Origin of the sequence: Pseudomonas sp. CP4 (genome assembly GCF_047758505.1) — a bacterium.
GTDB classification, from domain to species: domain Bacteria; phylum Pseudomonadota; class Gammaproteobacteria; order Pseudomonadales; family Pseudomonadaceae; genus Aquipseudomonas; species Aquipseudomonas fluorescens_AO.
The window spans coordinates 102114-125751 of record NZ_CP180489.1; the positions used below are offsets into that span (position 1 = coordinate 102114).

The following is a 23638-nucleotide window of genomic DNA, read 5'->3' on the forward strand; positions in this document are numbered from 1 at the left end:
CGGAAGTGTAATTCGGATTGGTCGCTTAATTAATTGAAGTCTCGCCTCTCAGGGGCGATGAATACTGTTCAGGAAAAATCAATGAAGATGGCGAAGGCCCCAGCCACCGCTCCGTTAATAAAGGCACTGGGTGACTATAAGAGCATCTTGATCAGCGTAGGTTGTTTCACCGCGCTGATCAATGTGCTGATGCTGGTGCCGTCCATCTACATGCTGCAAGTCTATGACCGGGTGCTGTCGTCACAGAACGAAACCACCCTGGCAATGCTGTCGTTGATGGTGGTCGGGTTCTTCGCTTTCATCGGCCTGCTGGAAGTGATCCGCAGCTTTATCGTTATTCGCATCGGCAGCCAGTTGGAGCGTCGTTTCAATCTGCGCGTCTACCAGGCGGCGTTCGAGCGCAACCTGTTCAAGGGCGAAGGCAATGCCGGGCAGTCGCTGGGCGATCTGACTCATATCCGCCAGTTCGTCACCGGCCCGGCGTTGTTCGCCTTCTTCGACGCACCGTGGTTCCCGGTCTATCTGTTTGTCATCTACCTGTTCAACGTCTGGCTCGGCGTGCTGGCGACGGCGGGCGCGTTGCTGCTGATCGCGCTGGCGTGCCTGAACGAATACATGACCAAGAAGCCGCTTGGCGAGGCTGCCGGGTTTTCCCAACAGTCCAGCCAGTTGGCCACCAGCCACTTGCACAACGCCGAAACCATTCAGGCGATGGGCATGCTCGGCGCGCTGCGCAAGCGCTGGTTCGGCGTGCATTCGCGCTTTCTCGGCTTGCAGAACCAGGCCAGCGACACCGGCGCGGTGATCAGTTCGTTGAGCAAGACCCTGCGTCTGTGCCTGCAATCCCTTGTGCTGGGCCTGGGCGCGTTGCTGGTGATCAAGGGCGACATGACGGCGGGGATGATGATCGCCGGTTCGATCCTGATGGGCCGGGTGCTGAGCCCGATCGACCAGTTGATCGCCGTTTGGAAGCAGTGGAGCGGGGCGAAGCTGGCTTACCGTCGTCTCGATGCGCTGTTGCAGGCGTTTCCACCCAGCGATGAGGCGATGGCGCTGCCGGCACCGAAAGGCCAGATCACCTTCGAACAAGTCAGCGCCGGGCCGCCCGGGCAGCGTGCGGCGACGTTGCACCTGGTCAATTTCACTCTGGGCGCAGGTGAAGTGCTCGGTGTGCTTGGCGCCTCCGGTTCCGGCAAATCGACCCTGGCCCGGGTGCTGGTCGGCGTGTGGCCAGTTCTGGGCGGCACGGTGCGACTGGACGGCGCCGATATTCATCGGTGGAACCGTGATCAACTCGGCCCTTACATCGGTTATTTGCCGCAAGACATCGAGCTGTTCAGCGGCAGCATTGCCGAGAACATTGCGCGATTCAGTGAAGCCGACGCGCAGAAAGTCGTCACCGCCGCGCAACAGGCCGGCGTCCACGAAATGATCCTGCGCTTGCCACAAGGCTACGACACCAAACTGGGCGAGGACGGCAGCGGCTTGTCTGGTGGCCAGAAACAACGCGTAGCCCTGGCCCGCGCGCTGTACGGCACGCCAAGTCTGGTGGTGCTCGATGAACCCAATTCCAACCTCGACACCGTCGGCGAAGCGGCACTGGCCAGCGCTATAGCCCAGCTCAAGGCCCAGGGCACCACGGTGATTCTGGTCACGCATCGTTCTTCGGTACTGGCTCAGGCCGACAAATTGCTGGTGCTCAACGATGGTCGTTTGCAGGCGTTCGGCCCGAGTCAGGATGTGCTCAAGGCACTGTCCGGCCAGCAGGAACAGCAACGCGAGAAAGCTGCACAAGCACCGGGCGGGCTCAGCATGAGCCGGCAGTATCAGCCCTCGACAAGGAATTCGGGTGTATGAGCAGCGTCAGCATGAACACGCAAAACGAAGCGAACATGGAACACGCCTACCTCACCGAACGTCCGGAGCGCGATGCGAAATTCTTCGCGCGCATGGGCTGGATTCTGGCCATTGTCGGCGCTGGCAGTTTCTTCACCTGGGCGGCACTGGCGCCGCTGGATCAGGGCATTCCGGTGCAAGGCACGGTGGTGGTGTCGGGCAAACGCAAGGCTGTGCAGTCGATGAGCAGCGGCGTGGTCAGCCGGATTCTGGTGCGCGAAGGCGAGATCGTGAAGCAGGGCCAGCCGCTGTTCCGCCTCGATCAGACTCAGGTCGCCGCCGATGTGCAATCGCTGCAGGCGCAATACCGCATGGCCTGGGCCAGCCTCGCGCGCTGGCAGGCCGAGCGCGACAACCTCAAACAAGTAACCTTTCCGGCCGAGCTGAGCAACGACCCGGACCCGCGCCTGGCGCTGGTGCTGGAGGGCCAGCGGCAATTGTTCAGCAGCCGCCGCGAAGCGTTCTCCCGGGAACAAGCGGCACTGCGCGCCAACATCGAAGGCGCCACTGCACAACTGGCCGGCATGCGCCGCGCCCGCAGCGACCTCAATGCCCAGGCCAGTTCCTTGCAGCAACAGTTGAGCAATCTGCAACCGCTGGCCGACAACGGTTACATCCCGCGCAACCGCTTGATGGATTACCAGCGGCAACTGTCGCAAGTGCAGCAGCAACTGGCGGAAAACACCGGTGAAAGCGGGCGTGTGGAGCAGGGCATCCTTGAATCGCGCCTGAAGTTGCAGCAGCACGGCGAGGAGTACCAGAAGGAAGTGCGCACGCAACTGGCCGACGCGCAACTGAAAAGCGTGACGCTGTCCGAACAGCTGACCTCCGCCGGTTTCGACCTGCAACACAGCGAGATCCTCGCCACCGCCGATGGCGTGGCGGTCAACCTCGGTGTGCACACCGAAGGCGCGGTGGTGCGTCAGGGCGAAACCCTGCTGGAGATCGTTCCGCAAGGCACCACCCTGGAAGTGGAAGGTCACTTGCCGATCAACCTGATCGACAAGGTCGGCACGCATTTGCCGGTGGACATTCTGTTTACCGCGTTCAACCAGAGCAAAACCCCGCGCGTGCCCGGCGAAGTCAGCCTGATCTCCGCCGACCAGATGGTCGATGAGAAAACCGGCGTGCCGTATTACGTGTTGCGCAGCAGCGTCAGCGATCAGGCCATGGAAAAGCTCAACGGCCTGGTGATCAAGCCCGGCATGCCGGCGGAAATGTTCGTGCGCACCGGTGAGCGTTCACTCCTCAACTACCTGTTCAAGCCGCTGCTCGATCGCGCCGGTTCTGCGTTGACCGAGGAATAAGGATGTTCGGCTGTATGAAAAAGCTTTCAATGCTGGGTGCCGCGATGATGCTGCTCGCGAGTCACTCGGCAGTCGCGGCCATGGGGCCATTCGAGATTTACGAACAGGCGTTGCGCAACGATCCGGTGTTCCTTGGCGCGATCAAGGAGCGTGATGCCGGCCTTGAAAACCGTGTGATTGGTCGCGCCGGGCTGCTGCCTCGGATCGGCTACACCTACAACAAGGGCCGCAACTCGTCCAAGGCTACGTCTCTGGATGATCGCGCGCGCAACCGCACCGATGAGCGCAACTACAACAGTTACGGCTCGGCGCTGACGGTGCAACAACCGTTGCTTGATTACGAGGCTTACGCGGCGTATCGCAAAGGTGTCGCGCAGTCGTTGTTTGCCGACGAAGCCTTTCGCGGCAAGAGTCAGGAACTGTTGGTGCGCGTGCTGGACAATTACACCAAAGCCTTGTTCGCCCAGGACCAGATCGATATCGCCCAGGCGAAGAAGAAGGCTTACGAGCAACAGTTCCAGCAGAACGAACACATGTTCAAGCAGGGCGAGGGCACGCGCACCGATATTCTCGAAGCCGAGTCGCGCTATGAGCTGGCGACTGCCGAGGAAATCGAAGCGCGTAACGAGCAGGATGCGGCCTTGCGCGAACTTGGCGCGCTGGTGGGCGTGCCGGCGGTGGATATCGGCGATCTGGCGCCGCTTGGTCAGCAATTCCAGACCTTCACGCTGCAACCGGCGAACTTCGACACCTGGCATGAACTGGCGATCAGCAACAACCCGAACCTCGCTTCGCAACGTCAGGCCGTAGAAGTGGCGCGCTACGAAGTCGAGCGCAACCGCGCCGGGCATCTGCCGAAAGTCAGTGCCTACGCCTCGATGCGCGACAACGAGTCCGAAAGCGGCAACACCTATAACCAGCGCTACGAAACCAACACCATTGGCCTTGAAGTCAGCGTGCCGCTATACGCCGGCGGTGGCGTGTCGGCCTCGACGCGCCAGGCCAGCCGCACCATGGAACAGGCTGAGTACGAACTGGATGGCAAAACCCGCGAAACCTTGATCGAACTGCGCCGACAGTTCAGTGCCTGCCTGTCCGGGGTGAGCAAATTGCGCGCTTATCAGAAGGCCTTGAAGTCGGCCGAGGCGCTGGTGGTCTCGACCCGACAAAGCATTCTGGGCGGCGAGCGGACCAACCTCGACGCGTTGAATGCCGAGCAGCAACTGTTCACCACCCGCCGCGACCTGGCCCAGGCGCGTTACGACTACCTGATGGCCTGGACCAAATTGCATTACTACGCCGGGACGCTGAATGAGCAGGATCTGGCGCGGGTGGACGAAGCATTTGTGGTCGCGCAACAGCCCTCACCCTGACTCTCTCCCAGAGGCAGAGGGGACTGACCGAGTGGCCTGCGATAGCCGCATCGACCTGAACGACCGAGCCGGACGCAGGTTTTGACATCAACACAAATCGGCTCCCTCTCCTCGGGGAGAGGGCTGGGGTGAGGGGAAGGGGCGACACCGCAATTCAGCCCTGAACAAAACAACAAAAACGTGAGTGATGAACATGGACGTACGCATCAAGCCGATTTCGGTCGGTACCCTGTTGCTTGTAATTTCTGCAAACCAGGTTCAGGCGCAATACCTGGAACCCGGCCAGCCCGGCGATCCCTCCAGTTGGCGCAGCGCCGAGTTCCTGCGTGACTGGGGCCTGGAACGCATGCAGGCCGATCAGGCCTACGCCGCCGGCATCACCGGCAAGGGCGTGAAAATCGGCGCGCTCGATTCCGGTTTCGATGTCGCCCACCCGGAATTCTCCGCCGATCGCTATCACCCGGTCTCCGCCAGCGGCAGCTACGTCGATGGCTCAGTGTTCAACGTCGACGGCACGCTCAACCCGAACAACGATTCCCACGGCACCCACGTCGTCGGGACCATGGGCGCTGCCCGTGATGGCAGCGGCATGCACGGCGTGGCGTACAACGCGCAGATCTACGTCGGCAACACCAACAAGAACGACAGTTTCCTTTTCGGCCCCGGCCCTGATCCGCGTTATTTCAAAGCGGTCTACGACAGCCTCGCCGACGCCGGCGTGCGGGCGATCAATAACAGCTGGGGCAGTCAGCCGCCGGATGTCAGCTATCGCACTTTGGCCGACCTGCACGCCGCCTACGCGCAACACTGGAACAAAGGCACGTGGCTCGACGCCGCTGCCGACGTTTCCCGGCGCGGTGTGATCAACGTCTTCAGCGCTGGCAACAGCGGCTACCCGAATGCCAGCGTACGTTCGGCGCTGCCGTACTTTCAGCCGGATCTGGAAGGGCACTGGCTGGCGGTGTCCGGGCTCGATCAGGGCAATCAGCAGAAGTACAACCAGTGCGGCATCGCCAAATACTGGTGCATCACTACGCCGGGGGCGAAGATCGACAGCACCATTCCCGGCGGCGGCTACGGCATCAAGTCCGGCACCTCGATGGCGGCGCCGCACGCAACCGGCGCCCTGGCGCTGGTGATGGAACGCTATCCGTACATGAACAACCAGCAAGCGCTCGAGGTGCTGCTGACCACCGCCACCCAGCTCGACGGCTCGGTCACTGACGCACCGAACGAGCGCGTCGGCTGGGGTGTCGCCAATCTCAACCGGGCGATGCGCGGGCCGGGGCAATTGCTCGGTGCGTTCGATGCCAATCTGGGGGCAGGGCAGCGCGATGTCTGGAGCAATGACATCTCCGACAAGGCACTGCTCCAGCGTCAAAACGAAGACCTCGCCGAGCACAGCGCCTGGCAGCAAACCCTGCAGGACAAAGGCTGGCAGAACGGCGTTGCGGCCGGCGCCAGTCAGCAGGACCAGACCGATTACGCGGTCGGCATGCTCCGTGATGCGGCAGCGGCGAACCGGGTGTATCAGGGCAGCCTGATCAAGTCCGGCGCCGGTCAGTTGCTGCTCAGCGGCGACAACACCTATCGCGGCCCGACCACCGTCAACGGCGGTCTGCTGACCGTCAACGGTTCGCTGACTTCAGCGGTCACCGTCAACGACAGCGGCACCCTCGGCGGCTCCGGACGCATCGGCGCATTGACCGCCAACAGCGGCGGCCGGGTCGCACCGGGCAATTCCATCGGCACCTTGAACGTCGCCGGCGATGTGACACTCGCCCCAGGCTCGACTTACGCCGTCGAGCTATCGCCCACCAGCAGTGACCGCATCGTTGCCGGCGGCACGGCAACCATCAGCGGCGCCAGCGTCAGTCTGGCGCTGGAAAACAGCCCGACCTTGCTCAGCAGCGCCGAAGCGCAAAGCCTGCTCGGTCGCCAGTACAACATCCTGCAAGCGGCCGGCGGCGTGCAAGGGCAGTTCGCTGCGGTGGTGCCGAACTACCTGTTCATCGGCGGCGCCCTCGATTACGCCGCAAGCGGCATTCAGCTGAATATCCAGCGCAATGCCACAAGCTTCGCCAGCGTCGGGCAAACGCCGAACCAGCGTTCGGTGGCGGCGGCAGTCGAAGGTCTGGGCGCTGGCAATTCGGTTTACGAAAGCGTGCTTCGTGCACCGACTCAAGCCTCGGCCCAGCAAGCCTTCCAGCAACTGAGCGGCGAGATTTATCCGGCGCTGGGGACGATGCTGATCAACGACAGCCGCCAGTTGCGTGATGCGGTCGGCGAGCGGCTGCACGATGAGTCCGCGACCCGCAGCAACGGCTGGATCAAAGCCCTCGGCGCTTGGGGCAGCACCGATTCGGGCCACGACACGGCCGGCTACAACGCCTCGATCGGCGGTTTGCTGGCGGGTGTCGACGGCGCGCTGAACGAGCACACTCGCATCGGTCTGGTCACCGGCTACAGCGATAGCTCCTTGAGCATGGGTTCGGGCACGCATTCTTCGGCGAAAGTCGACAGCTATCACCTCGGCGCTTACGTCGGGCACGACATCGGCGCCTGGCGCTTGAGCAGCGGTGCGGCGTACAGCTGGCATCGCGGCGATGTGAAGCGCGATCTGCAATACGACGAGGTCAGCGCCAAGCAAAAAGCCAAGCTCGATGCGAGCACCACGCAGGTGTTCGCCGAGGCGGCGTATCGCTTGCAGCTGCAACCTTTGGCGCTCGAACCGTTCGCCAACCTGACTTACCTGCATCTCGACACCGAAGGCTTTACCGAGAAGGGCGATGCCGCTGCGCTGAAAAGTTCTGGCGATCAGCGTGATGCGGTGTTGAGCACCTTGGGCGTGCGGGCGAGCAAAACCTTCAACCTTTCCAGCCAGCAAGCGCTGGACGTCAGCGCCCGTCTCGGCTGGCAGCACAGCCTCAGCGATATCGAATCGGAACAGCACTTGCGCTTTGCCAGCGGTGGTACGCCGTATTCCGTGGAGAGCTCGGCGCTGGTGCGCGATGCCGCACTGGTCGGCGTGCAGGCCAGTCTGGCCTTGAGCAAGGACGTGCGGGTCAACCTCGATTACAACGGCCAACTGGCCAGCCGCGAGAAGCTGCATGGCGTTGGCCTGAGCCTGAACTGGCAGTTCTGATTGCATTCGTTTGAGCCACTGTGGCGAGGGGATTTATCCCCGCTCGACTGCGCAGCAGTCGCAAAACCTGTGTTGATCGTTCCCACGCGCAGCAAAGGAATGCAGCCAGGGACGCTCTGCGTCCCATTGGAACGCGGAGCGTCCCTAGAGGCATTCCCACGCAGAGCGCGGGAACGATCAACGGCAGCACAGGCAACCGGATTTTTCGCAACATCACTAAGGAAGGTCGTGGATGGATAACAACAATACCCCCGCGCAATCGGGTGGCCGCTTTGCCCTGAAAACCCTGACAGTCGCGATGCTCTGTGCCAGTGCGCTGGCGCAGGCAGCGCCGTACGTGGAAAACGGCCGCAACGGCGATCCGTCGAGTTGGCGCAGCAGCGAATTCAAGGCTGATTGGGGCTTGGGCGCGATCGGTGCGGATTATGCCTATGCCGCCGGCTACACCGGCAAAGGCGTGAAACTGGGCATCTTCGATCAACCGGTCTACGCCGCGCATCCGGAGTTCTCCGGCAGCAACAAAGTCGTGACTCTGGTCACCAGCGGTATCCGCGAATACACCGACCCGTACATTCCGGTGAAGGCCGGTGATGCATTTCTCTATGACGGTTCGCCCTCGGTCGGCTCCAATGGCAAGCTCGGCGCCCACGGCACTCACGTTGGCGGCATCGCGGCGGGCAGTCGCGATGGTGGGGTGATGCATGGCGTCGCATTCGGTGCGCAGATCATCAGCGCTGACAACGGTGACCCGGGGCCGGAAGACGGCATCGTGCGCGGCAACGACGGCGCGGTGTACAAGGCCGGTTGGGATGCGCTGATCGCCAGCGGTGCGCGGATCATCAACAACAGTTGGGGCATCGGCATTACCGACCGCTTCGACCTGGGTGGTCGCGATCCGGCGTATCCGCATTTCACTGTCAACGACGCGCAGTTGCAGTTCAACGAAATCCGCACCTTGCTCGGCACCAAACCCGGCGGCGCCTACGATGGTGCGATTGCCGCCGCACGCAGCGGCATCGTCACCATTTTTGCCGCCGGCAACGACTACAACCTGAACAATCCGGATGCCATCGCCGGCCTCGGCTACTTCGTTCCGGACATCGCGCCGAACTGGATCACCGTCGCCGCGTTGCAGCAGAACCCGGACACCGCCAGTGCCAATCCGTACGTGATCAGCACGTTCTCCTCGCGCTGCGGCTATACGGCGAGTTACTGCGTCTCGGCACCGGGCACCAAGATCTACAGCTCGATCATCGAAGGCACCAACGCCGGCAACCTGACCACCAGCTATGCCAACTACAACGGCACGTCAATGGCGGCACCGCACGTCGCCGGTTCCATCGCCGTGCTGATGGAGCGTTTTCCGTACATGAGCGGCGACCAGGTCGCCAGCGTATTGCGTACCACCGCCACCGACCTCGGCGCGCCGGGCATCGACGCCTTGTACGGCTGGGGCATGATCAACCTGCGCAAAGCCATCGACGGCCCGGCGATGTTCGTTACCGAGCAGGACATTCCCGAGGAATTCCGCGTACAGGGTGCTTACGGCTCCGGCCAGTTCGTTGCTGACTTGCCGGGCATCGGCGCGATCATCGATCAGGGCAAACCCACCGAGCGCGTGTGCACCGACATCACGTGCGGCCTCGACACTTGGCGCAACGACATCGGCGGCCATGGGGGTCTGACCAAGCAAGGCATCGGCACTTTGGTGCTGACCGGCAACAACACTTACAGCGGCCCGACCCTGGTCAATCAGGGCCGCTTGGCCGTCAACGGTTCGCTGCAATCGGCGGTCACCGTCAACAATGGCGGTATCCTCGGCGGCAACGGCCGCATCGGCGCGCTGGCGGTGAACAGCGGCGGTACGGTGGCACCGGGCAATTCGATCGGCACCCTGAATGTGGCGGGTGACGTGACCTTCGCGCCGGGCTCAACCTACGCCGTAGAGCTGTCGCCAACCCGCAGCGATCAGATCGTCGCGGGCGGCAAAGCGGTCATCGACGGCGCCGCGGTGAGCCTGTCGCTGGAAAACAGCCCGACCTTGCTCAGCACCGGCGAAGTGCAAAGCCTGCTCGGCACTCGCTACAACATTCTGCAAGCGGCGGGAGGCATCGAAGGGCGCTTCGGCCAGGTGTTGCCGAATTACGCTTTCCTCGGCGGCACTCTGGATTATTCGGCGGGCGGCATTCAGTTGGCAGTCGGGCGCAATGAGGCATCGTTCGCCAGCGTCGGGCTGACGCCGAACCAGCGCGCCGTTGGTGCGGCCGCCGAGCGTTTGGGCGCGGGCAATGCGCTGTTCGAAACCCTGTTGCTGTCGCCCAATGCCGCGTCGGCGCAGCAGGCCTTTCAACAGTTGTCCGGCGAGATTCACCCGGCCATCGGCACGCTGCTGATCAACGACAGCCGCTACCTGCGCGAAGCCGTCGGCGAACGCCTGCGTGAGCGTGATCTGTTCAATGCCGATGCGCCGACTGATGAGCGCAGCAACGTCTGGGTCAAGGTCCTCGGCTCATGGGGCGAGAGTGATGGCGGGCACGACAATGCCGATTCCAATAGCTCCATCGGCGGGCTGCTGGCCGGTGTCGACGGGCTGATCGCTGAAGACACCCGTCTCGGTTTCGTCACCGGTTACAGCGACAGCTCGTTGAGCATGGGCAGCGGCACGCATTCCCAGGCGTCGGTCGACAGCTACCACTTGGGTGCATATCTGGGCCATGAGATCGACGCGTTGCGCCTGACCGTCGGCGGCGCCTACAGCTGGCATCGCATCGATGTGAAGCGTGATCTGCAGTTCGGCGACGTCAGCGGCAAACAGAAAACCAAACGTGACGCGACCACCGCGCAACTGTTCACCGAGGCCGCTTACGATCTGGGCCTGCAACCGATGAACCTGGAGCCGTTCGCCAATCTGTCCTACGTGCACCTCAACACCGACAGCTTCACCGAGAAGGGTGACGCTGCCGCGCTCAAGGGCGGCGAGGACAATCGCGACGTGGTGCTGTCGACCCTCGGCGTGCGCGCCAAGCGCAGCTTCGCCGTGTCGGATAAGCATCAGCTGGAACTGGGCGCGAGCCTCGGCTGGCAGCACAACCTGAGCAGCGTCGATGCCGACAGCCATCTGGCGTTCGCCAACGGCAACAGCGCGTTCACCGTGCAGAGCGTGTCGATGGATCGTGACGCTGCCGTAGTCGGCGTGCGCGCCGGGCTGGCGCTCAATCGCGACGTGCGGGTCAACCTCGACTACAACGGCCTGATCGGCTCGAACGAGAACGATCATGGCGTCGGTCTGACCCTCGACTGGCAGTTCTGAGGCGTAACCGGCAGCGCTTCACCGGCTGCCGGTTTTTCACAAAAATGGAGCGCTGCACATGGGATTGTTCGATTACAAAAATCCAACTGTGCAGGAGATCCAAATGGGCAGGAGATTTTAATTGTGCAGGAGATCCAAATGTGGGAGCGGGCTTGCTCGCGAAAGCGGAGTGTCAGTCAAGATGGTGCCGTCTGACACTCCGCTTTCGCGAGCAAGCCCGCTCCCACAGGTACTGCGTACACATGATATTTGAGGGTCATCGCAAGACGTAATGAATGCTCCGGAGCCCTGCGCTCTGGCTGTGAGCTATCTCTGACAATTCCAACAACAAGAGAGGCAATGGCAATGGGTGTATACGACTACAAGCACTTCGGTACGGCCGATTCCAAGGCGCTGTTCAGCGATGCCATGGCGATCACGCTGTACTCCTATCACAACCTCGATAACGGTTTCGCCGCCGGTTACCAGCACAACGGCTTTGGCCTCGGTCTGCCGGCGACGCTGGTCACCGCGTTGATTGGCGGCACCGATTCGCAAGGGGTGATCCCCGGTATCCCGTGGAATCCCGATTCGGAAAAACTCGCCCTCGAGGCGGTGCAAAAGGCCGGCTGGACGCCGATCAGCGCCGCGCAATTGGGCTACGAAGGCAAGACCGATGCACGCGGGACGTTTTTCGGCGAGAAGGCCGGCTACACCAGCGCGCAGGTGGAAATCCTCGGCAAATACGACGCCAAGGGTCACCTCACTGAACTGGGTATCGCCTTTCGCGGCACCAGTGGCCCGCGTGAGATTCTCATCGGTGACTCGATTGGCGACGTGATCAACGATCTGCTCGCGGCCTTCGGCCCGGCCGATTACGCAAAAAACTACGTCGGCGAAGCCTTCGGCAATCTGCTCAACGATGTCGTCGCATTCGCCCGGGCCAACGGCCTCAGCGGTAAGGACGTGCTGGCCAGCGGCCATAGCCTGGGCGGCCTGGCGGTGAACAGCATGGCTGACTTGAGCGCTGGCAAGTGGGACGGCTTCTTCGCCGATTCCAACTACATCGCCTACGCATCGCCGACTCAGAGCAGCACCGACAAGGTGCTGAATATCGGCTACGAAAACGACCCGGTGTTTCGTGCCCTCGACGGCTCTACTTTCACTGGCGCTTCGGTTGGCGTGCACGATGCGCCGCATGCCTCGACCACCGACAATATCGTCAGCTTCAACGATCACTACGCCTCGAACGCGTGGAATGTGCTGCCGTATTCGATCCTGAATATCCCGACGTGGATTTCGCACCTGCCCACTGGCTACGGCGACGGCATGACCCGCGTGCTGGAGTCGAAGTTCTACGACCTGACCAGCCGCGACTCGACCATCATCGTCGCCAACCTTTCCGACCCGGCGCGGGCCAACACTTGGGTCCAGGACCTTAACCGCAACGCCGAGATCCACAAGGGCAGCACCTTCATCATCGGCAGTGACGGCAACGACCTGATCCAGGGCGGCAGCGGCAATGACTATCTGGAAGGCCGCGCCGGCAATGACAGCTTCCGTGACAGCGGCGGCTACAACATCATTCTGGGCGGGCAGGGCAGCAACACCCTTGACTTGCAGCAGACGGTGAAAAGCTTTGATTTCGCCAATGACGGCGCCGGCAACCTGTACATCCGCGATGCCAACGGCGGGATCAGCATCACCCGCGACATCGGCAGCATCGTCAGCAAAGAGCCGGGGTTTCTCTGGGGCGTGTTCAAGGACGACGTGCTGCACAGCGTCACTGCCAGCGGTTTGAAAGTCGGCAGTAATCTCACCGCTTACGAATCAAGCGTTAGAGGAACGGCCGGCGCCGACACACTGAAAGCGCATGCCGGCGGTGACTGGCTGTTCGGGCTGGACGGCGATGATCATTTGCTCGGCGGTACGGGCAATGATGTGTTGGTCGGTGGCGCTGGCAATGACCTGCTGGAATCCGGCGGCGGCGCGGATACGTTTCTGTTCAATGGCGCGTTTGGCCAGGACCGTGTGATTGGCTATACGGCCGATGACACGCTGGTGTTTCTTGGCGTGCAGGGCGTGTTGCCGGGGCAAGATTTGCGTGCCCATTCGTCGGCGGTCGGGCAGGACACCGTGCTGACGTTCGGTGCGGATTCGGTGACGTTGGTCGGCGTGGCACTGGGCAGTTTGAGCGCCGACGGGGTTGTTATCGCCTGAGGTTGATGCTTGGCCTTTGATGGACCCTTCGCGAGCAGGATCGCTCCCACACCGGAGCTGTGTCGTTCACAACTCCCTGTGGGAGCGAGGCTGCTCGCGAAGTACGATGACGCAGTACCAAAAGTGACTTGAAAGCCATTCTCCGACTCAAACCCCTGCAAAACAGGAAATGCGGCCTAAAGCCAGCACGTGCACACACGTTCTTCAGCTAACCGCCATCGAGTACAGGAGATTCATGCGTGAAAGGTTTCAAGGGGTATATCGGCGTTATCACACTGGCGCTGGGTTCAGCGAGTGTCTGGGCCGATCTGCCTCAGAGTTCGATTCTCAGCCGTTACGGCATCACCTCCGATCAACTGCCGGACCCGGCGAAGGATGAAACGCTTGAGCCGGTCGAACCGAAAAGTCGTTTTCAGATCCAGCCGGAGCAGCCGTTCGTGACGATCCGCCTGGGTGAGAACAAGCCGCCACAGACGACTGGCAATCTCAGTATTGATCGAATGGATCAACAGGAGCGCCAGCGTTGCCAGCGGTTGCAGGAGGAATTGGTGAAACGCGGCGGGAGTTACCTGAGCTGCGACGGCAGCATTCCCGGCATGCCGGCATTCGAATAATGAAACAATCCCTGTAGGAGCTGCCGAAGGCTGCGATCTTTTGATCTTCAATGCTTGAAGCAACATCAAAAGGTCGCAGCCTTCGGCAGCTTCCACAGGGGAAAGGCGGCGGATCAGTCTTCCTTGCGCACGGTCGCGACTTCATCAGCGCGAACCTTGACCTTGGCCCCGGAGATGTCTTCGAACTCATAGAAGCCGTCTTCGGTCTTGGTTTTCGGCATGTCCTCGGTCAGGTACTGGGTGCCGTTCTGCAACGTCACCACGGTCTGGGTCGAACAGCCGCCCAGCGCCAACAGGGCTGCGACCGCTACAGGAATACCCAGCATCTTGATTTTCATACCCACCTCTGACTCCTTGCTTGAATGTGATTGCGGGCATTGTCGGCCCTGTAACGCGGTTGGTGCCAGCATCGGCGGAAAAGTTCGATGGCGGCGCAAAAAAATGCCATTGATCTTTTTCCGTTTGCGCCGGGCAGGGCTGAGCTGGTATCTGTACGCATAACCAGTGTTCGCTTGCCGTGGCTTTGAATTCCCGTGACCTCCAACCCTCTCGACGATCCGTTCTATTACCTCAACAACTTCCGGCAAGTGCTTGATTGGCTTGGGCTTCGCTATGCCGATGTGATGAACGAAAGCGAGCACGGCTTCATCCGCGACTTCAACACGCTGCCGCAAACCTCGCAGGGATTGCTGGTACGCATGGTCATGCGCAAGGGCATTCACTTTCGCGCGAGCAAACTCAATTATCTGGAAATCGGCGACATTGCCGAGGCGGCGCAGCCGTTGCTCGATCGCGGCTGGCTCGATGAACAGGCGGATTTGACACTGGCAGAACTGTTCGATGTCTTGCTCAAGGCCGAGCTTTTGCAGGCATTCGGCGCCTCTATCGAACAGCCGAAAGGGCGCAAGGACGAGTGGCTGCCGGTGCTGGCCGAACAGTTCAGCGAGGCACAGACCCTGCGCGCTTGGGCGCCGCAACTGGCTGAGCGGCTATTCAGCCTGACCCTGATGGACCTGTGCGATCGCCTGCGCCTGATGTTCTTCGGCAATCTGTATCAGGACTGGTCGGAGTTCGTGCTGGCCGACCTGGGCATCTTTACCTATGAAAAAGTCGAGTTCTGCGCCGATTCCCGAGGCCTGCGCAGTCGCGAAGACGTCGACGCCTGCCTGTTCCTGCATCAATGCCAGTTGCGCTTCGAAGCCGGTGAAGCGCTGGACGAGATCGTCGAACAGATCAACGCCGTGCAATTCGACAACCCGTGGCTGCGCCGCCGGCAAGCCAAGGCGTTGTTCCAGATCGGCCAATACGCCGAGCGCATCGGCGACTTTGCCCTGGCCCTGAGTGTTTACCGCGACTGCGCTTATCCGGGCGCACGGCTGCGGATGATCCGTGTGCTCGAACGCTGCGGCGAATACGCGCTGGCGCTGGAGCTCGGCACGCTGGCCGAACAGGCACCGCAAAGCGCGGCCGAGCAACAAGGTTTGCAACGGATCGTCCCGCGTCTGCGGCGTAAACTCGGTGGCCCGCCGCTCAAGCGCGCCAAGGCCAGAGAGGTCGAGCGCCTCGATTTGCACTTGCCGCGCATCGATCCGGCGCGGTCGGTGGAGTTTCATGTGCAAGCGCACTTGCACGCCGATGACGGCCCGGTGCATTACGTCGAGAACAGCCTGATCAATTCGCTGTTCGGCCTGTTGTGCTGGCCGGCGATCTTCGCGCCGTTGCCGGGTGCGTTCTTTCACCCGTTCCAGCGCGGCCCGGTGGATCTGCTCAGCGAAGATTTCCTCGAGCGCCGTGCCGAGCTGTTTCAGGTCTGCCTGGGCGAACTCGATGACGGCCGCTACGCCGAGACGATTCGCCAGCGCTTCGTCGACAAGTGGGGCATCCAGTCGCCGTTCGTGTTCTGGGGCGCGCTCAACGAAGACTTGCTGGAACAGGCGCTGGCCTGTCTGCCCGCCGAACACCTGAAACACTGGTTCAATCGCCTGCTGCTCGACATCAAGGCCAACCGCGCCGGCATGCCGGACCTGATTCAGTTCTGGCCGCAGCACAAGACCTACCGCATGATCGAAGTCAAAGGCCCCGGCGACCGCTTGCAGGACAATCAGCTGCGCTGGCTGGAGTTCTGCCACGAGCATCAAATGCCGGTGGCCGTGTGTTACGTGCAATGGGCGGAGCAGAGCGCTTGAGCTACAGCGTTGCCGTGCGTGCACTGTGCGAGTTCACCGCCAAGACCGGCGACCTCGACCTGCGCTTCACCCCGTCACCGACCGCGCTGGAAGGCATCGTCGGCCATCGCACCGTGGCCTCGCGGCGCAGCGAGCAGTACCAGAGCGAAGTGGCGCTGCAAGGCGAATTCGGCGCGCTGAAGGTCAAGGGCAGGGCGGATGGCTACGATCCGGCGCAGAACTGCCTGGAAGAAGTCAAAACCTATCGCGGCGACCTGAGCAAGCAACCGACCAATCACCGCCAGTTGCATTGGGCCCAGGCGAAGATCTACGGCTGGTTGATGTGCCAGAAACTGCAACTGCAGCAGATCAATCTGGCGCTGGTGTATTTCGACATCGTCAGCGAAAAGGAAACCTGCCTGGTCGAATCCCACAGCGCCGAGGCGCTCCAGGGGTTTTTCGCGCAACAGTGCGGCTTGTTCCTGCAATGGGCCGAGCAGGAAATGGCTCATCGCGAGGCGCGCAATCTGGCCGCGCAGCAACTGGCGTTCCCGCATGCGGATTTTCGTCCCGGCCAACGGCATCTGGCCGAGTCGGTGTTCAAAGCCGTCAGCACCGGCCGCTGCCTGATGGCCCAGGCGCCGACCGGCATCGGCAAAACCCTTGGCACGCTGTTCCCGATGCTCAAGGCGTTGGCGCCGCAGCAACTGGACAAAGTGTTCTTTCTCACCGCCAAGACCCCGGGGCGCAAACTGGCGCTGGATGCAAGCCAGGTGTTGTTCAGGCAAACGCCCGATTTGCCGTTGCGAGTCATGGAAATGGTCGCTCGCGACAAGGCCTGCGAGCATCCGGACAAGGCCTGTCATGGCGAATCCTGCCCGCTGGCCCAAGGCTTTTATGATCGTTTGCCGGCCGCCCGCGAAGCCGCCAGCCGCATCAACCTGCTGGATCAGGCAGCGATGCGTGAAGTCGCCGCGCAGCACAGCGTGTGCCCGTATTACCTGAGTCAGGAAATGGCCCGCTGGGCGGACGTGGTGGTAGCCGACTACAACTATTACTTCGATTTCAGCGCGCTGCTGTTCGGTCTCGCCCAGCTCAATCAGTGGAAAGTCGCGGTGCTGGCCGACGAAGCGCACAACCTGGTCGAGCGCGGCCGGCAGATGTACAGCGCCAGTCTCGACCAGTTCACCCTCGGCACTGTGCGCAAGACCGCGCCGGCAGCGCTGAAGAATGCCCTGCAGCGGGTCAACCGCGAATGGAACGCGCTGCATGCGCCGCAACTGGCGGCGTATCAGGCCTACGACAAAGCCCCAGACAAACTCCTGCAAGCCATCTCGCTATGTTGCGCGGCCATTGGCGATTACCTCAACGAGCATCCGCAAGGCCTCGACAGCGGCTTGCAGAACTTCTATTTCGATCTGCTGCAATTCGCCCGGGTCGCCGAGCTGTATGACGAGCATTACCTGTTCGATATCAGCAAACGCGATCTCGAGCGCAAGCGTCCGCTGTCGCAACTGTGCCTGCGCAACGTGGTGCCGGCGGCGTTCATTGGCCCGCGCCTGAGCGCGGCGCGCAGCAGCGTGCTGTTCTCGGCCACGCTGAGCCCGCGCAACTACTACGCCGATCTGCTCGGCACGCCCGCCGACACCGTGTGCATCGACGTCGAGTCGCCATTCAGCGCCGAGCAGTTGCAGGTGCACATCGTCAGCCAGATCTCCACGCGTTTTAACCATCGCCAAGCTTCGCTGGAGCCGATTGTCGAGCTGATCGCGCACCAGTTCAGCGAGCGCCCGGGCAACTATCTGGCGTTCTTCAGCAGTTTCGATTACCTGCAACAGGTCGCGACGTTGTTGGCCGAGCGCCATCCGCACATCACCCAGTGGTTGCAATCGCGGGGCATGGCCGAGGGCGCGCGCCAAGCGTTTCTCGACCAGTTCAGCGCCGACAGCCAGGGCGTTGGCTTTGCGGTGTTGGGTGGTGCGTTTGGCGAGGGCATCGATTTGCCCGGTGCGCGGCTGATCGGTGCGTTCATCGCCACGCTGGGGCTGGCGCAGCTCAACCCGGTCAACGAGCAGATGAAGCGGCGCATGGCGGCGATTTTCGGCGCCGGTTACGACTACACCTATCTGTACCCGGGCATGCAAAAAGTCGTGCAAGCCGCCGGGCGGGTGATCCGCACCCGCGAGGATCGCGGCACGGTCATGCTCATCGACGACCGCTTTGCTGAAAGCCGCATCAAACAGTTGTTGCCGCGCTGGTGGGCGATCAGAAGCGAACCGGTACTTTTCAAATCGGCGGATTCACGCATACTTCTGCCCATGACAGTGGCGGGTGAGTGTGATGAGTGAGAACAACAGAACTGCAGCGATCGAAGACAGCCGTTTCCGGCTGCTGATCGATGCGGTTGTCGACTATGCGATCTACATGATCGACCCCGACGGTACTATCACCAGTTGGAACTCCGGCGCCAAACGTTTCAAAGGTTATGAAGAAGCCGAGATCATCGGCGAGCACTTCTCACGCTTCTATACCCCTGAAGACCGCGCCAACGGCATGCCGCAGAGGGCGCTGGACACGGCGATCCGCGAAGGTCGTTTCGAAGGTGAAGGCTGGCGGGTGCGCAAGGACGGTACGCACTTCTGGTCGCACGTGGTGATTGACCCGATCATCGACCCCAACGGCACGCTGCTCGGGTTCGCCAAGATCACCCGCGACCTCACCGACCGCAAAATGGCCGAAGAAACCCTCAAGCAAAGCGAACAGCAGTTCCGCCTGCTGGTGCAGGGCGTCACCGACTACGCGATCTACATGCTCAGCCCCGAAGGTTGCGTCAGCAACTGGAACCAGGGCGCGCAGCGTATCAAGGGCTATCTGCCGGAAGAGATCATCGGCCAGCATTTTTCGATTTTTTATACCCCCGAAGACCGCGAAATCGGTGAGCCGCAGCGTTCGCTGGAGATTGCCACCCGCGAAGGCCGGTTCGAGAACCGCAGCTGGCGGATGCGCAAGGACGGCACGCGCTTTCTCGCTCACGTCGTGGTCGATGCGATTCGCGGCGACACCGGCACGCTGCTCGGTTTTGCCAAGATCACCCGCGATGTGACCGAGGCGCACGAGGCGCAGCAGGCCCTGGAAAAGACCCGCGAAGCATTGTTCCAGGCGCAGAAGATGCAGGCGATCGGCCAACTCAGCGGCGGTATCGCCCATGACTTCAACAACCTGCTGACGGTGATTCTCGGCAATCTCGAAATCGTGCAGAAGCGCATCGGTGACGCGCCGAAAATCGCCCGCCTGCTGGAAAACGCCACCCAGGGCGCCTTGCGCGGTGTGTCGCTGACCCAGCGCATGCTGGCCTTCGCCCGGCGCCAGGAACTCAAGACCGAATCGGTCGATATCCCGCAACTGGTGCAAGGCATCACCGGGCTGCTGCGCAGTTCGCTGGGGCCGGGAATTCGCATCGAAACGCGCTTCCCGAAAGATCTGCAACCAGTGCTGGCCGACAGCAACCAGCTGGAACTGGCGATTCTCAATCTGGCCACCAATGCCCGCGATGCCATGCCCGAGGGCGGCACGGTGATCATTCAGGCGCAAGCCGAAGTGGTGCTGGAACAAACTCATTCGACCCTGGCGGCCGGGCGTTACGTCTGCCTGAGCCTGATCGACAGCGGCGAAGGCATGGATGAAAGCACGCTGGCGTGCGCCCGCGATCCGTTCTTCACCACCAAAGGCCTGGGCAAAGGCACCGGGCTGGGCTTGTCGATGGTGCATGGCTTCATCGAGCAGTTGGGCGGACGCTTTATTCTCAAAAGCGAGAAGGGCCGCGGCACAGCGGCCGAGCTGTGGATTCCGGTGGCGCTCGAGCGGACAGTCAATCGCCCGACTTACAGCAACGCGGCGCCGATTGCCGTGCCGAGGCTCAGTGTGCTGGTGGTCGATGACGATTCGCTGGTATTGACCAGCACCAGTCTGTTGCTCGAAGACCTCGGCCATCGTGTCGTCGGCGCGACCTCCGGCGCTAAAGCGCTGGAATTGTTCGATCGGGGTGAGGTGATCGATCTGGTGATCACCGATATGGCCATGCCGCACATGAGCGGCGCGCAACTGGCTCACGCGTTGCGCATGCTCAAGCCGGATCTGCCGATCATTCTGGCCACCGGTTACGCCGAACGCCTGGAAGGTTTCGCCGCCGAACTGCCGCGTCTGCCGAAACCGTTCACCCAGTTGAATCTGGTGCAGATCATCGCCCAATCGATGAAGTGACGCGCTGGTCGATCCGGCTGAACTAGTGCGGATACGCGCCTTTCCAAAAGGTCTTGTTCACTTTCGGAGGGCACGTCTCTTGCCTCGCATATTGACCCAGCCAAGCGCTGCTGAAGAAGCCTTGGCCGAACACGACGCCAAGATGTTTGGCTCACCCAAGGAACGGCTGGATTTCTACCGCCGGGAAATCCAGTACGAAACCAGCATCCTCGCCAACCGCACCGACGCCTATCTGGCCGCGCAGTCGTTTCTGGTGATCGCTTTCGCTTCGTGCATGGCCAACCTCAATCCCGAGTGGGGCAAGATGTTTACGCTTGTCGTACCGCCGTTTCTGGCGCTGCTCGGTGTGCTCAGCTCACTCAATGCCTGGCCGGGGATTCGCGCGGCTTACGACATCATCGATCACTGGCACTTCAAGCAGAGCCAGTTGTTGCACGCAGAGCCGGTGATGGGCGCAGCGTACGATGAATCGCCGCTGTTCAGCGAAATGGAATCGAGCCACAAGGGCTATCGCAAGTCGCTGCTGTTCTCGGTGCGCACGCCTTGGATCTTTGCGACGTTCTGGGTGATGCTGGGGGTATATGCGGTGTTTATTCAGGTGACCAATCCTTGAGGTGGGTTGGTCGGGGGCAGGGTACAGGAGCTGGATTTTGGGGTGTCTGTGAGATCTAACCCCTCACCCCAGCCCTCTCCCCCAAGGGGGCGAGGGGGAAAGGGAGCCGATTTTCATGCTTTTCATGATCTATATTCGGCGCGGTATTTCAGGCCGGTGTAATACGCAAGAACACCCCGGTCAGTCCCCTCTCCCTCGGGGAGAGGGTTAGGGTGAGGGGCTTTTGACTTTTATCACGCCGTTTCCAGCTCACGCCGCGGAGTAACCGCATTCTGCACCGCCGCCGGAATCGGCGGAAAATCCTCATTCAGCACACACAGATGATCAATCGCATCTTCAAATTTCGCATCGGCTTTCTTGCGCAGTGCCCGGTATTGCTCAAAGCGTTCGAAGTCAGTCGGCGTCTGTTCCAGCAGCGCGTTGGCCGCTCGGTTCAGTTCGTGGGCTTCTTCGAACAGTTGACGATTGCGTTCCAGAGCCAGTGCTCTGCAAGCCTTGATTTGCGCAGGAGTCGAGCATTCGTTCATGACCGTGACCTTGTTTGTGTCGGGGTTCCGTTTAATAGGCTGTTCACCGCAGGGGAACCGAACCTGCCGGGCCGCGCTGGATGGTTGGCGCGGTTAAAGTTGTGACCCTTGGGTCATGCGCAGCGATCCATTTTTTTTCAGAAAAAACTTCGATAATTCCCAGCGAATCGAAGCGATTGAAGCATCAGCTTTTTCGTTGCTTGAGACTTTCATAGCGCGCCAGCATTGGCTGCGTGCTGATGCCATGCAGCAGAATGCTCAGTGCCACCACCGACAAAGTGATGTCGGTACAGACCTTCGCCACATCGGCATCCAGGCCATGGTTCAGGGCGAAGAACAGATAGAACAGACTGCCGATGCCGCGAATGCCAAACCAGCCGATCAGCAGGCGCTGCGGGCCGCTGAGCAGATTGCCCCACGGCATAAGTGCCACGCTCAGCGGCCGGATCAAACAGAACAGCACCGCGCCGATCCACAGCGCGTGCCAATTCCAGTGGGCAATCAGCACGACGCCGAGCAGGGTGACCAGAAACACCTCCATTGCCCGTTCGACCAGGCTGCCGAACGCGAGCATGTCGCCCATCATGATTCCGGCGGCGACCTGGCTGTCTTCCAGTTGTTCGGTATCGCCATGCACAGCGTTTTCAGGTTCGATGTTCTGATGGCCGACCACCGGCTGCACCAGGTGCTCGGCAGGCACTTGGGTAATTCCGGTGGATTTCACCTCCTCCTGACGCAGGCCGAGACCGGCGGCAAACACCGCGAGAAAGCCGTAGCCGCCAATCGCATCGGCCACCACATAGGAAAGCGCAATCAGCGCGAGGGTCAGGTAGTCGTTGGGGCCGAGGGTGCTGTCCTCATTGTGAATGCGCAGCGACAGGGCGATGCGGCCGATGCCACGGCCCATCCAGTAACCGGTCAGCAAACCCGCCGGCACCGCCCACAACAGACTGCGGATCACCCAGTGCTGCCACTCGCCGGCACTGCCGTCACCGTGCAGCAACAGCAAGCCGAGAATAACGAAAGGGAACGCCACGCCATCGTTGAGCCCGGCTTCACCGGAGAGGCCGAAGCGCACGCTATCGATGTCCTGCGCATCATTGACCTGCACCAGCGCCGCCAGCACCGGGTCGGTCGGAGCCAGCATCGCGCCGATCAGCAGCGAAGGCCCCCACGCCAGTTGCAGGCCCCAGTGCAGCAGCAGACACACGCCGATGATGGTCAGGATCATCACCGGCCCGGCCAAGCCAAAGGCGATACGCCAGGTCGTGTTGCCCAGCGGCAGACGCAGCTTCAAACCGCAGACAAATAAAGAAAAGAGCACCGCGACCTCAGTCAGGTGCTCCATCCACAACGATGATTCTTCCAGCGACAGTTTCAGCAGGTCGAGGCCGCTGGGGCCGATGGCAATGCCGAGCAGCAGGCACACTGCCGAGGTGGTGACCGGCATCCAGCGCAGCCATGAGGAAGTCAGGGCCAGCGTCAGCAGCACGGCGCCGAGCACCGCGACCCACACACCGAAACTCATGACCGCTCACAGCAGCGAATTTTCAAAGACAGGCGCACCGGGTCAGCCCACGGTCGTGCGCAGGTACTCGGGGATGAGTACGTTGAACCAGAGCAGGATCATCGATACCAGCATGGTCACCAGCACCAGCAAGCCAACGCCCCACACACAGGCCGAATACAACAAGCCTTGCTCCTTGCGCTCGTGCATGAAGGTCGGCAGGCCGACGAACAGCAAAAACGTCGAGTAGATCGACGCCGCGCCGAGCACCAGAATCGCCAGCCAGCGGCTCGGGTACAGTCCGGCAATGCCGGCGAGGAAAAACGGCGTCACCGTGTAAGCGGCAAAACCGATGCATTGATTCAGCGTCGGCCGCGCATCGAACGAGCGCGACATCCAGCGAATGAAACCGCCCATGACCGCGACACCCGCGACAATCGTCACGTACAGCAACACGCTCAATTGCAGTGCGCTGGCCGTGCTCAGGCGCACGTTTTCACCCACGGCGAGGCTCCAGCCGACTTGGGTGGTGCCGACGAACAGGCACACCGCCGGAATCAGCGCGAGCAGTAGCAGATGAGCGAGGTAGTGGCGGGGATGGGTTTCTTCTTCGCGGCGGATATCGGTCCAGGCGAAGTTGGGTTGGGTGAAGAGTCTGACGAGGGGGGCGGACATGACAACCTCCTGTTCCTGATGGCCCGTAGGCGCTTACAGGTATGGAG

The 23638-nt window shown here is 61.5% G+C and carries 15 protein-coding genes; 11 read left to right on the forward strand and 4 right to left on the reverse strand.

The window, feature by feature from the left end; genetic code table 11:
- Positions 1-81: 81 nt before the first annotated feature.
- The 7 genes from ACMYUN_RS00410 to ACMYUN_RS00440 all read left to right on the forward strand — a co-directional run bounded on the left by ACMYUN_RS00410 (position 82) and on the right by ACMYUN_RS00440 (position 13844).
- On the forward strand, positions 82-1857 hold the full coding sequence (locus ACMYUN_RS00410; RefSeq protein ID WP_039761529.1) for a type I secretion system permease/ATPase: 1776 nt from the start codon (positions 82-84) through the stop codon (positions 1855-1857).
- Positions 1854-3203, forward strand: a complete 1350-nt coding sequence (locus ACMYUN_RS00415; protein WP_039761528.1) for an HlyD family type I secretion periplasmic adaptor subunit — start codon at positions 1854-1856, stop codon at positions 3201-3203. The genes ACMYUN_RS00410 and ACMYUN_RS00415 overlap by 4 nt, the downstream gene beginning before the upstream one ends.
- Before the next feature lie 2 nt (positions 3204-3205).
- Positions 3206-4576, forward strand: a complete 1371-nt coding sequence (locus tag ACMYUN_RS00420; RefSeq protein ID WP_039761526.1) for a TolC family outer membrane protein — start codon at positions 3206-3208, stop codon at positions 4574-4576.
- A 193-nt stretch (positions 4577-4769) separates the two neighbouring features.
- Positions 4770-7721: an autotransporter domain-containing protein gene (locus ACMYUN_RS00425; RefSeq protein ID WP_415762395.1), complete on the forward strand. Its 2952-nt coding sequence runs from the start codon at positions 4770-4772 to the stop codon at positions 7719-7721.
- Between the two features lie 232 nt (positions 7722-7953).
- The gene (locus ACMYUN_RS00430; RefSeq protein ID WP_415762396.1) at positions 7954-11031 is read left to right on the forward strand and encodes an autotransporter domain-containing protein; all 3078 of its coding nucleotides are present in this window, start codon (positions 7954-7956) and stop codon (positions 11029-11031) included.
- A gap of 345 nt (positions 11032-11376) precedes the next feature.
- Complete coding sequence (locus tag ACMYUN_RS00435) at positions 11377-13230, forward strand: polyurethanase (RefSeq protein ID WP_415764011.1); 1854 nt, start codon at positions 11377-11379, stop codon at positions 13228-13230.
- 239 nt (positions 13231-13469) lie between these two features.
- Complete coding sequence (locus tag ACMYUN_RS00440) at positions 13470-13844, forward strand: hypothetical protein (protein WP_415762397.1); 375 nt, start codon at positions 13470-13472, stop codon at positions 13842-13844.
- A 113-nt stretch (positions 13845-13957) separates the two neighbouring features.
- Here ACMYUN_RS00440 and ACMYUN_RS00445 read toward each other — a convergent pair whose 3' ends face one another.
- Positions 13958-14182: a YgdI/YgdR family lipoprotein gene (locus ACMYUN_RS00445; protein WP_042610041.1), complete on the reverse strand. Its 225-nt coding sequence runs from the start codon at positions 14180-14182 to the stop codon at positions 13958-13960.
- A gap of 195 nt (positions 14183-14377) precedes the next feature.
- On the opposite strand from ACMYUN_RS00445, the gene ACMYUN_RS00450 reads away from it, so the two are divergent.
- The 4 genes from ACMYUN_RS00450 (at position 14378) to ACMYUN_RS00465 (ending at position 20882) form a co-directional block, all read left to right on the forward strand.
- Positions 14378-16030, forward strand: coding sequence for a VRR-NUC domain-containing protein (locus tag ACMYUN_RS00450; protein WP_415762398.1), 1653 nt, complete (start codon positions 14378-14380; stop codon positions 16028-16030).
- On the forward strand, positions 16027-18357 hold the full coding sequence (locus ACMYUN_RS00455; protein ID WP_415762399.1) for a helicase C-terminal domain-containing protein: 2331 nt from the start codon (positions 16027-16029) through the stop codon (positions 18355-18357). The genes ACMYUN_RS00450 and ACMYUN_RS00455 overlap by 4 nt, the downstream gene beginning before the upstream one ends.
- On the forward strand, positions 18350-20269 hold the full coding sequence (locus ACMYUN_RS00460; protein ID WP_415762400.1) for a PAS domain S-box protein: 1920 nt from the start codon (positions 18350-18352) through the stop codon (positions 20267-20269). Before ACMYUN_RS00455 ends, ACMYUN_RS00460 begins: the two co-directional genes overlap by 8 nt.
- A gap of 79 nt (positions 20270-20348) precedes the next feature.
- On the forward strand, positions 20349-20882 hold the full coding sequence (locus tag ACMYUN_RS00465; protein ID WP_310408759.1) for a hypothetical protein: 534 nt from the start codon (positions 20349-20351) through the stop codon (positions 20880-20882).
- A gap of 233 nt (positions 20883-21115) precedes the next feature.
- Here the strand turns inward: ACMYUN_RS00465 and ACMYUN_RS00470 are convergent, their stop codons facing one another.
- The 3 genes from ACMYUN_RS00470 to ACMYUN_RS00480 form a co-directional block, all read right to left on the reverse strand.
- Positions 21116-21409: a hypothetical protein gene (locus tag ACMYUN_RS00470; protein ID WP_039761510.1), complete on the reverse strand. Its 294-nt coding sequence runs from the start codon at positions 21407-21409 to the stop codon at positions 21116-21118.
- 184 nt (positions 21410-21593) lie between these two features.
- Positions 21594-22937 carry a cation:proton antiporter gene (locus ACMYUN_RS00475; protein WP_415762401.1) on the reverse strand — a complete coding sequence of 448 codons (1344 nt, stop codon included), beginning with the start codon at positions 22935-22937 and terminating at the stop codon, positions 21594-21596.
- Between the two features lie 42 nt (positions 22938-22979).
- Positions 22980-23591, reverse strand: coding sequence for a Yip1 family protein (locus tag ACMYUN_RS00480; RefSeq protein ID WP_415762403.1), 612 nt, complete (start codon positions 23589-23591; stop codon positions 22980-22982).
- Positions 23592-23638 lie beyond the last annotated feature (47 nt).

What these genes read in the sequence shown, in the direction of transcription:
- ACMYUN_RS00410 (WP_039761529.1), top strand. Translation starts at nt 82, where the DNA reads ATGAAGATGGCGAAGGCCCCAGCCACCGCTCCGTTAATAAAGGCACTG.
- ACMYUN_RS00415 (WP_039761528.1), top strand. Translation starts at nt 1,854, where the DNA reads ATGAGCAGCGTCAGCATGAACACGCAAAACGAAGCGAACATGGAACAC.
- ACMYUN_RS00420 (WP_039761526.1), top strand. Translation starts at nt 3,206, where the DNA reads ATGTTCGGCTGTATGAAAAAGCTTTCAATGCTGGGTGCCGCGATGATG.
- ACMYUN_RS00425 (WP_415762395.1), top strand. Translation starts at nt 4,770, where the DNA reads ATGGACGTACGCATCAAGCCGATTTCGGTCGGTACCCTGTTGCTTGTA.
- ACMYUN_RS00430 (WP_415762396.1), top strand. Translation starts at nt 7,954, where the DNA reads ATGGATAACAACAATACCCCCGCGCAATCGGGTGGCCGCTTTGCCCTG.
- ACMYUN_RS00435 (WP_415764011.1), top strand. Translation starts at nt 11,377, where the DNA reads ATGGGTGTATACGACTACAAGCACTTCGGTACGGCCGATTCCAAGGCG.
- ACMYUN_RS00445 (WP_042610041.1), bottom strand. Translation starts at nt 14,182, where the DNA reads ATGAAAATCAAGATGCTGGGTATTCCTGTAGCGGTCGCAGCCCTGTTG.
- ACMYUN_RS00460 (WP_415762400.1), top strand. Translation starts at nt 18,350, where the DNA reads ATGAGTGAGAACAACAGAACTGCAGCGATCGAAGACAGCCGTTTCCGG.
- ACMYUN_RS00470 (WP_039761510.1), bottom strand. Translation starts at nt 21,409, where the DNA reads ATGAACGAATGCTCGACTCCTGCGCAAATCAAGGCTTGCAGAGCACTG.
- ACMYUN_RS00475 (WP_415762401.1), bottom strand. Translation starts at nt 22,937, where the DNA reads ATGAGTTTCGGTGTGTGGGTCGCGGTGCTCGGCGCCGTGCTGCTGACG.
- ACMYUN_RS00480 (WP_415762403.1), bottom strand. Translation starts at nt 23,591, where the DNA reads ATGTCCGCCCCCCTCGTCAGACTCTTCACCCAACCCAACTTCGCCTGG.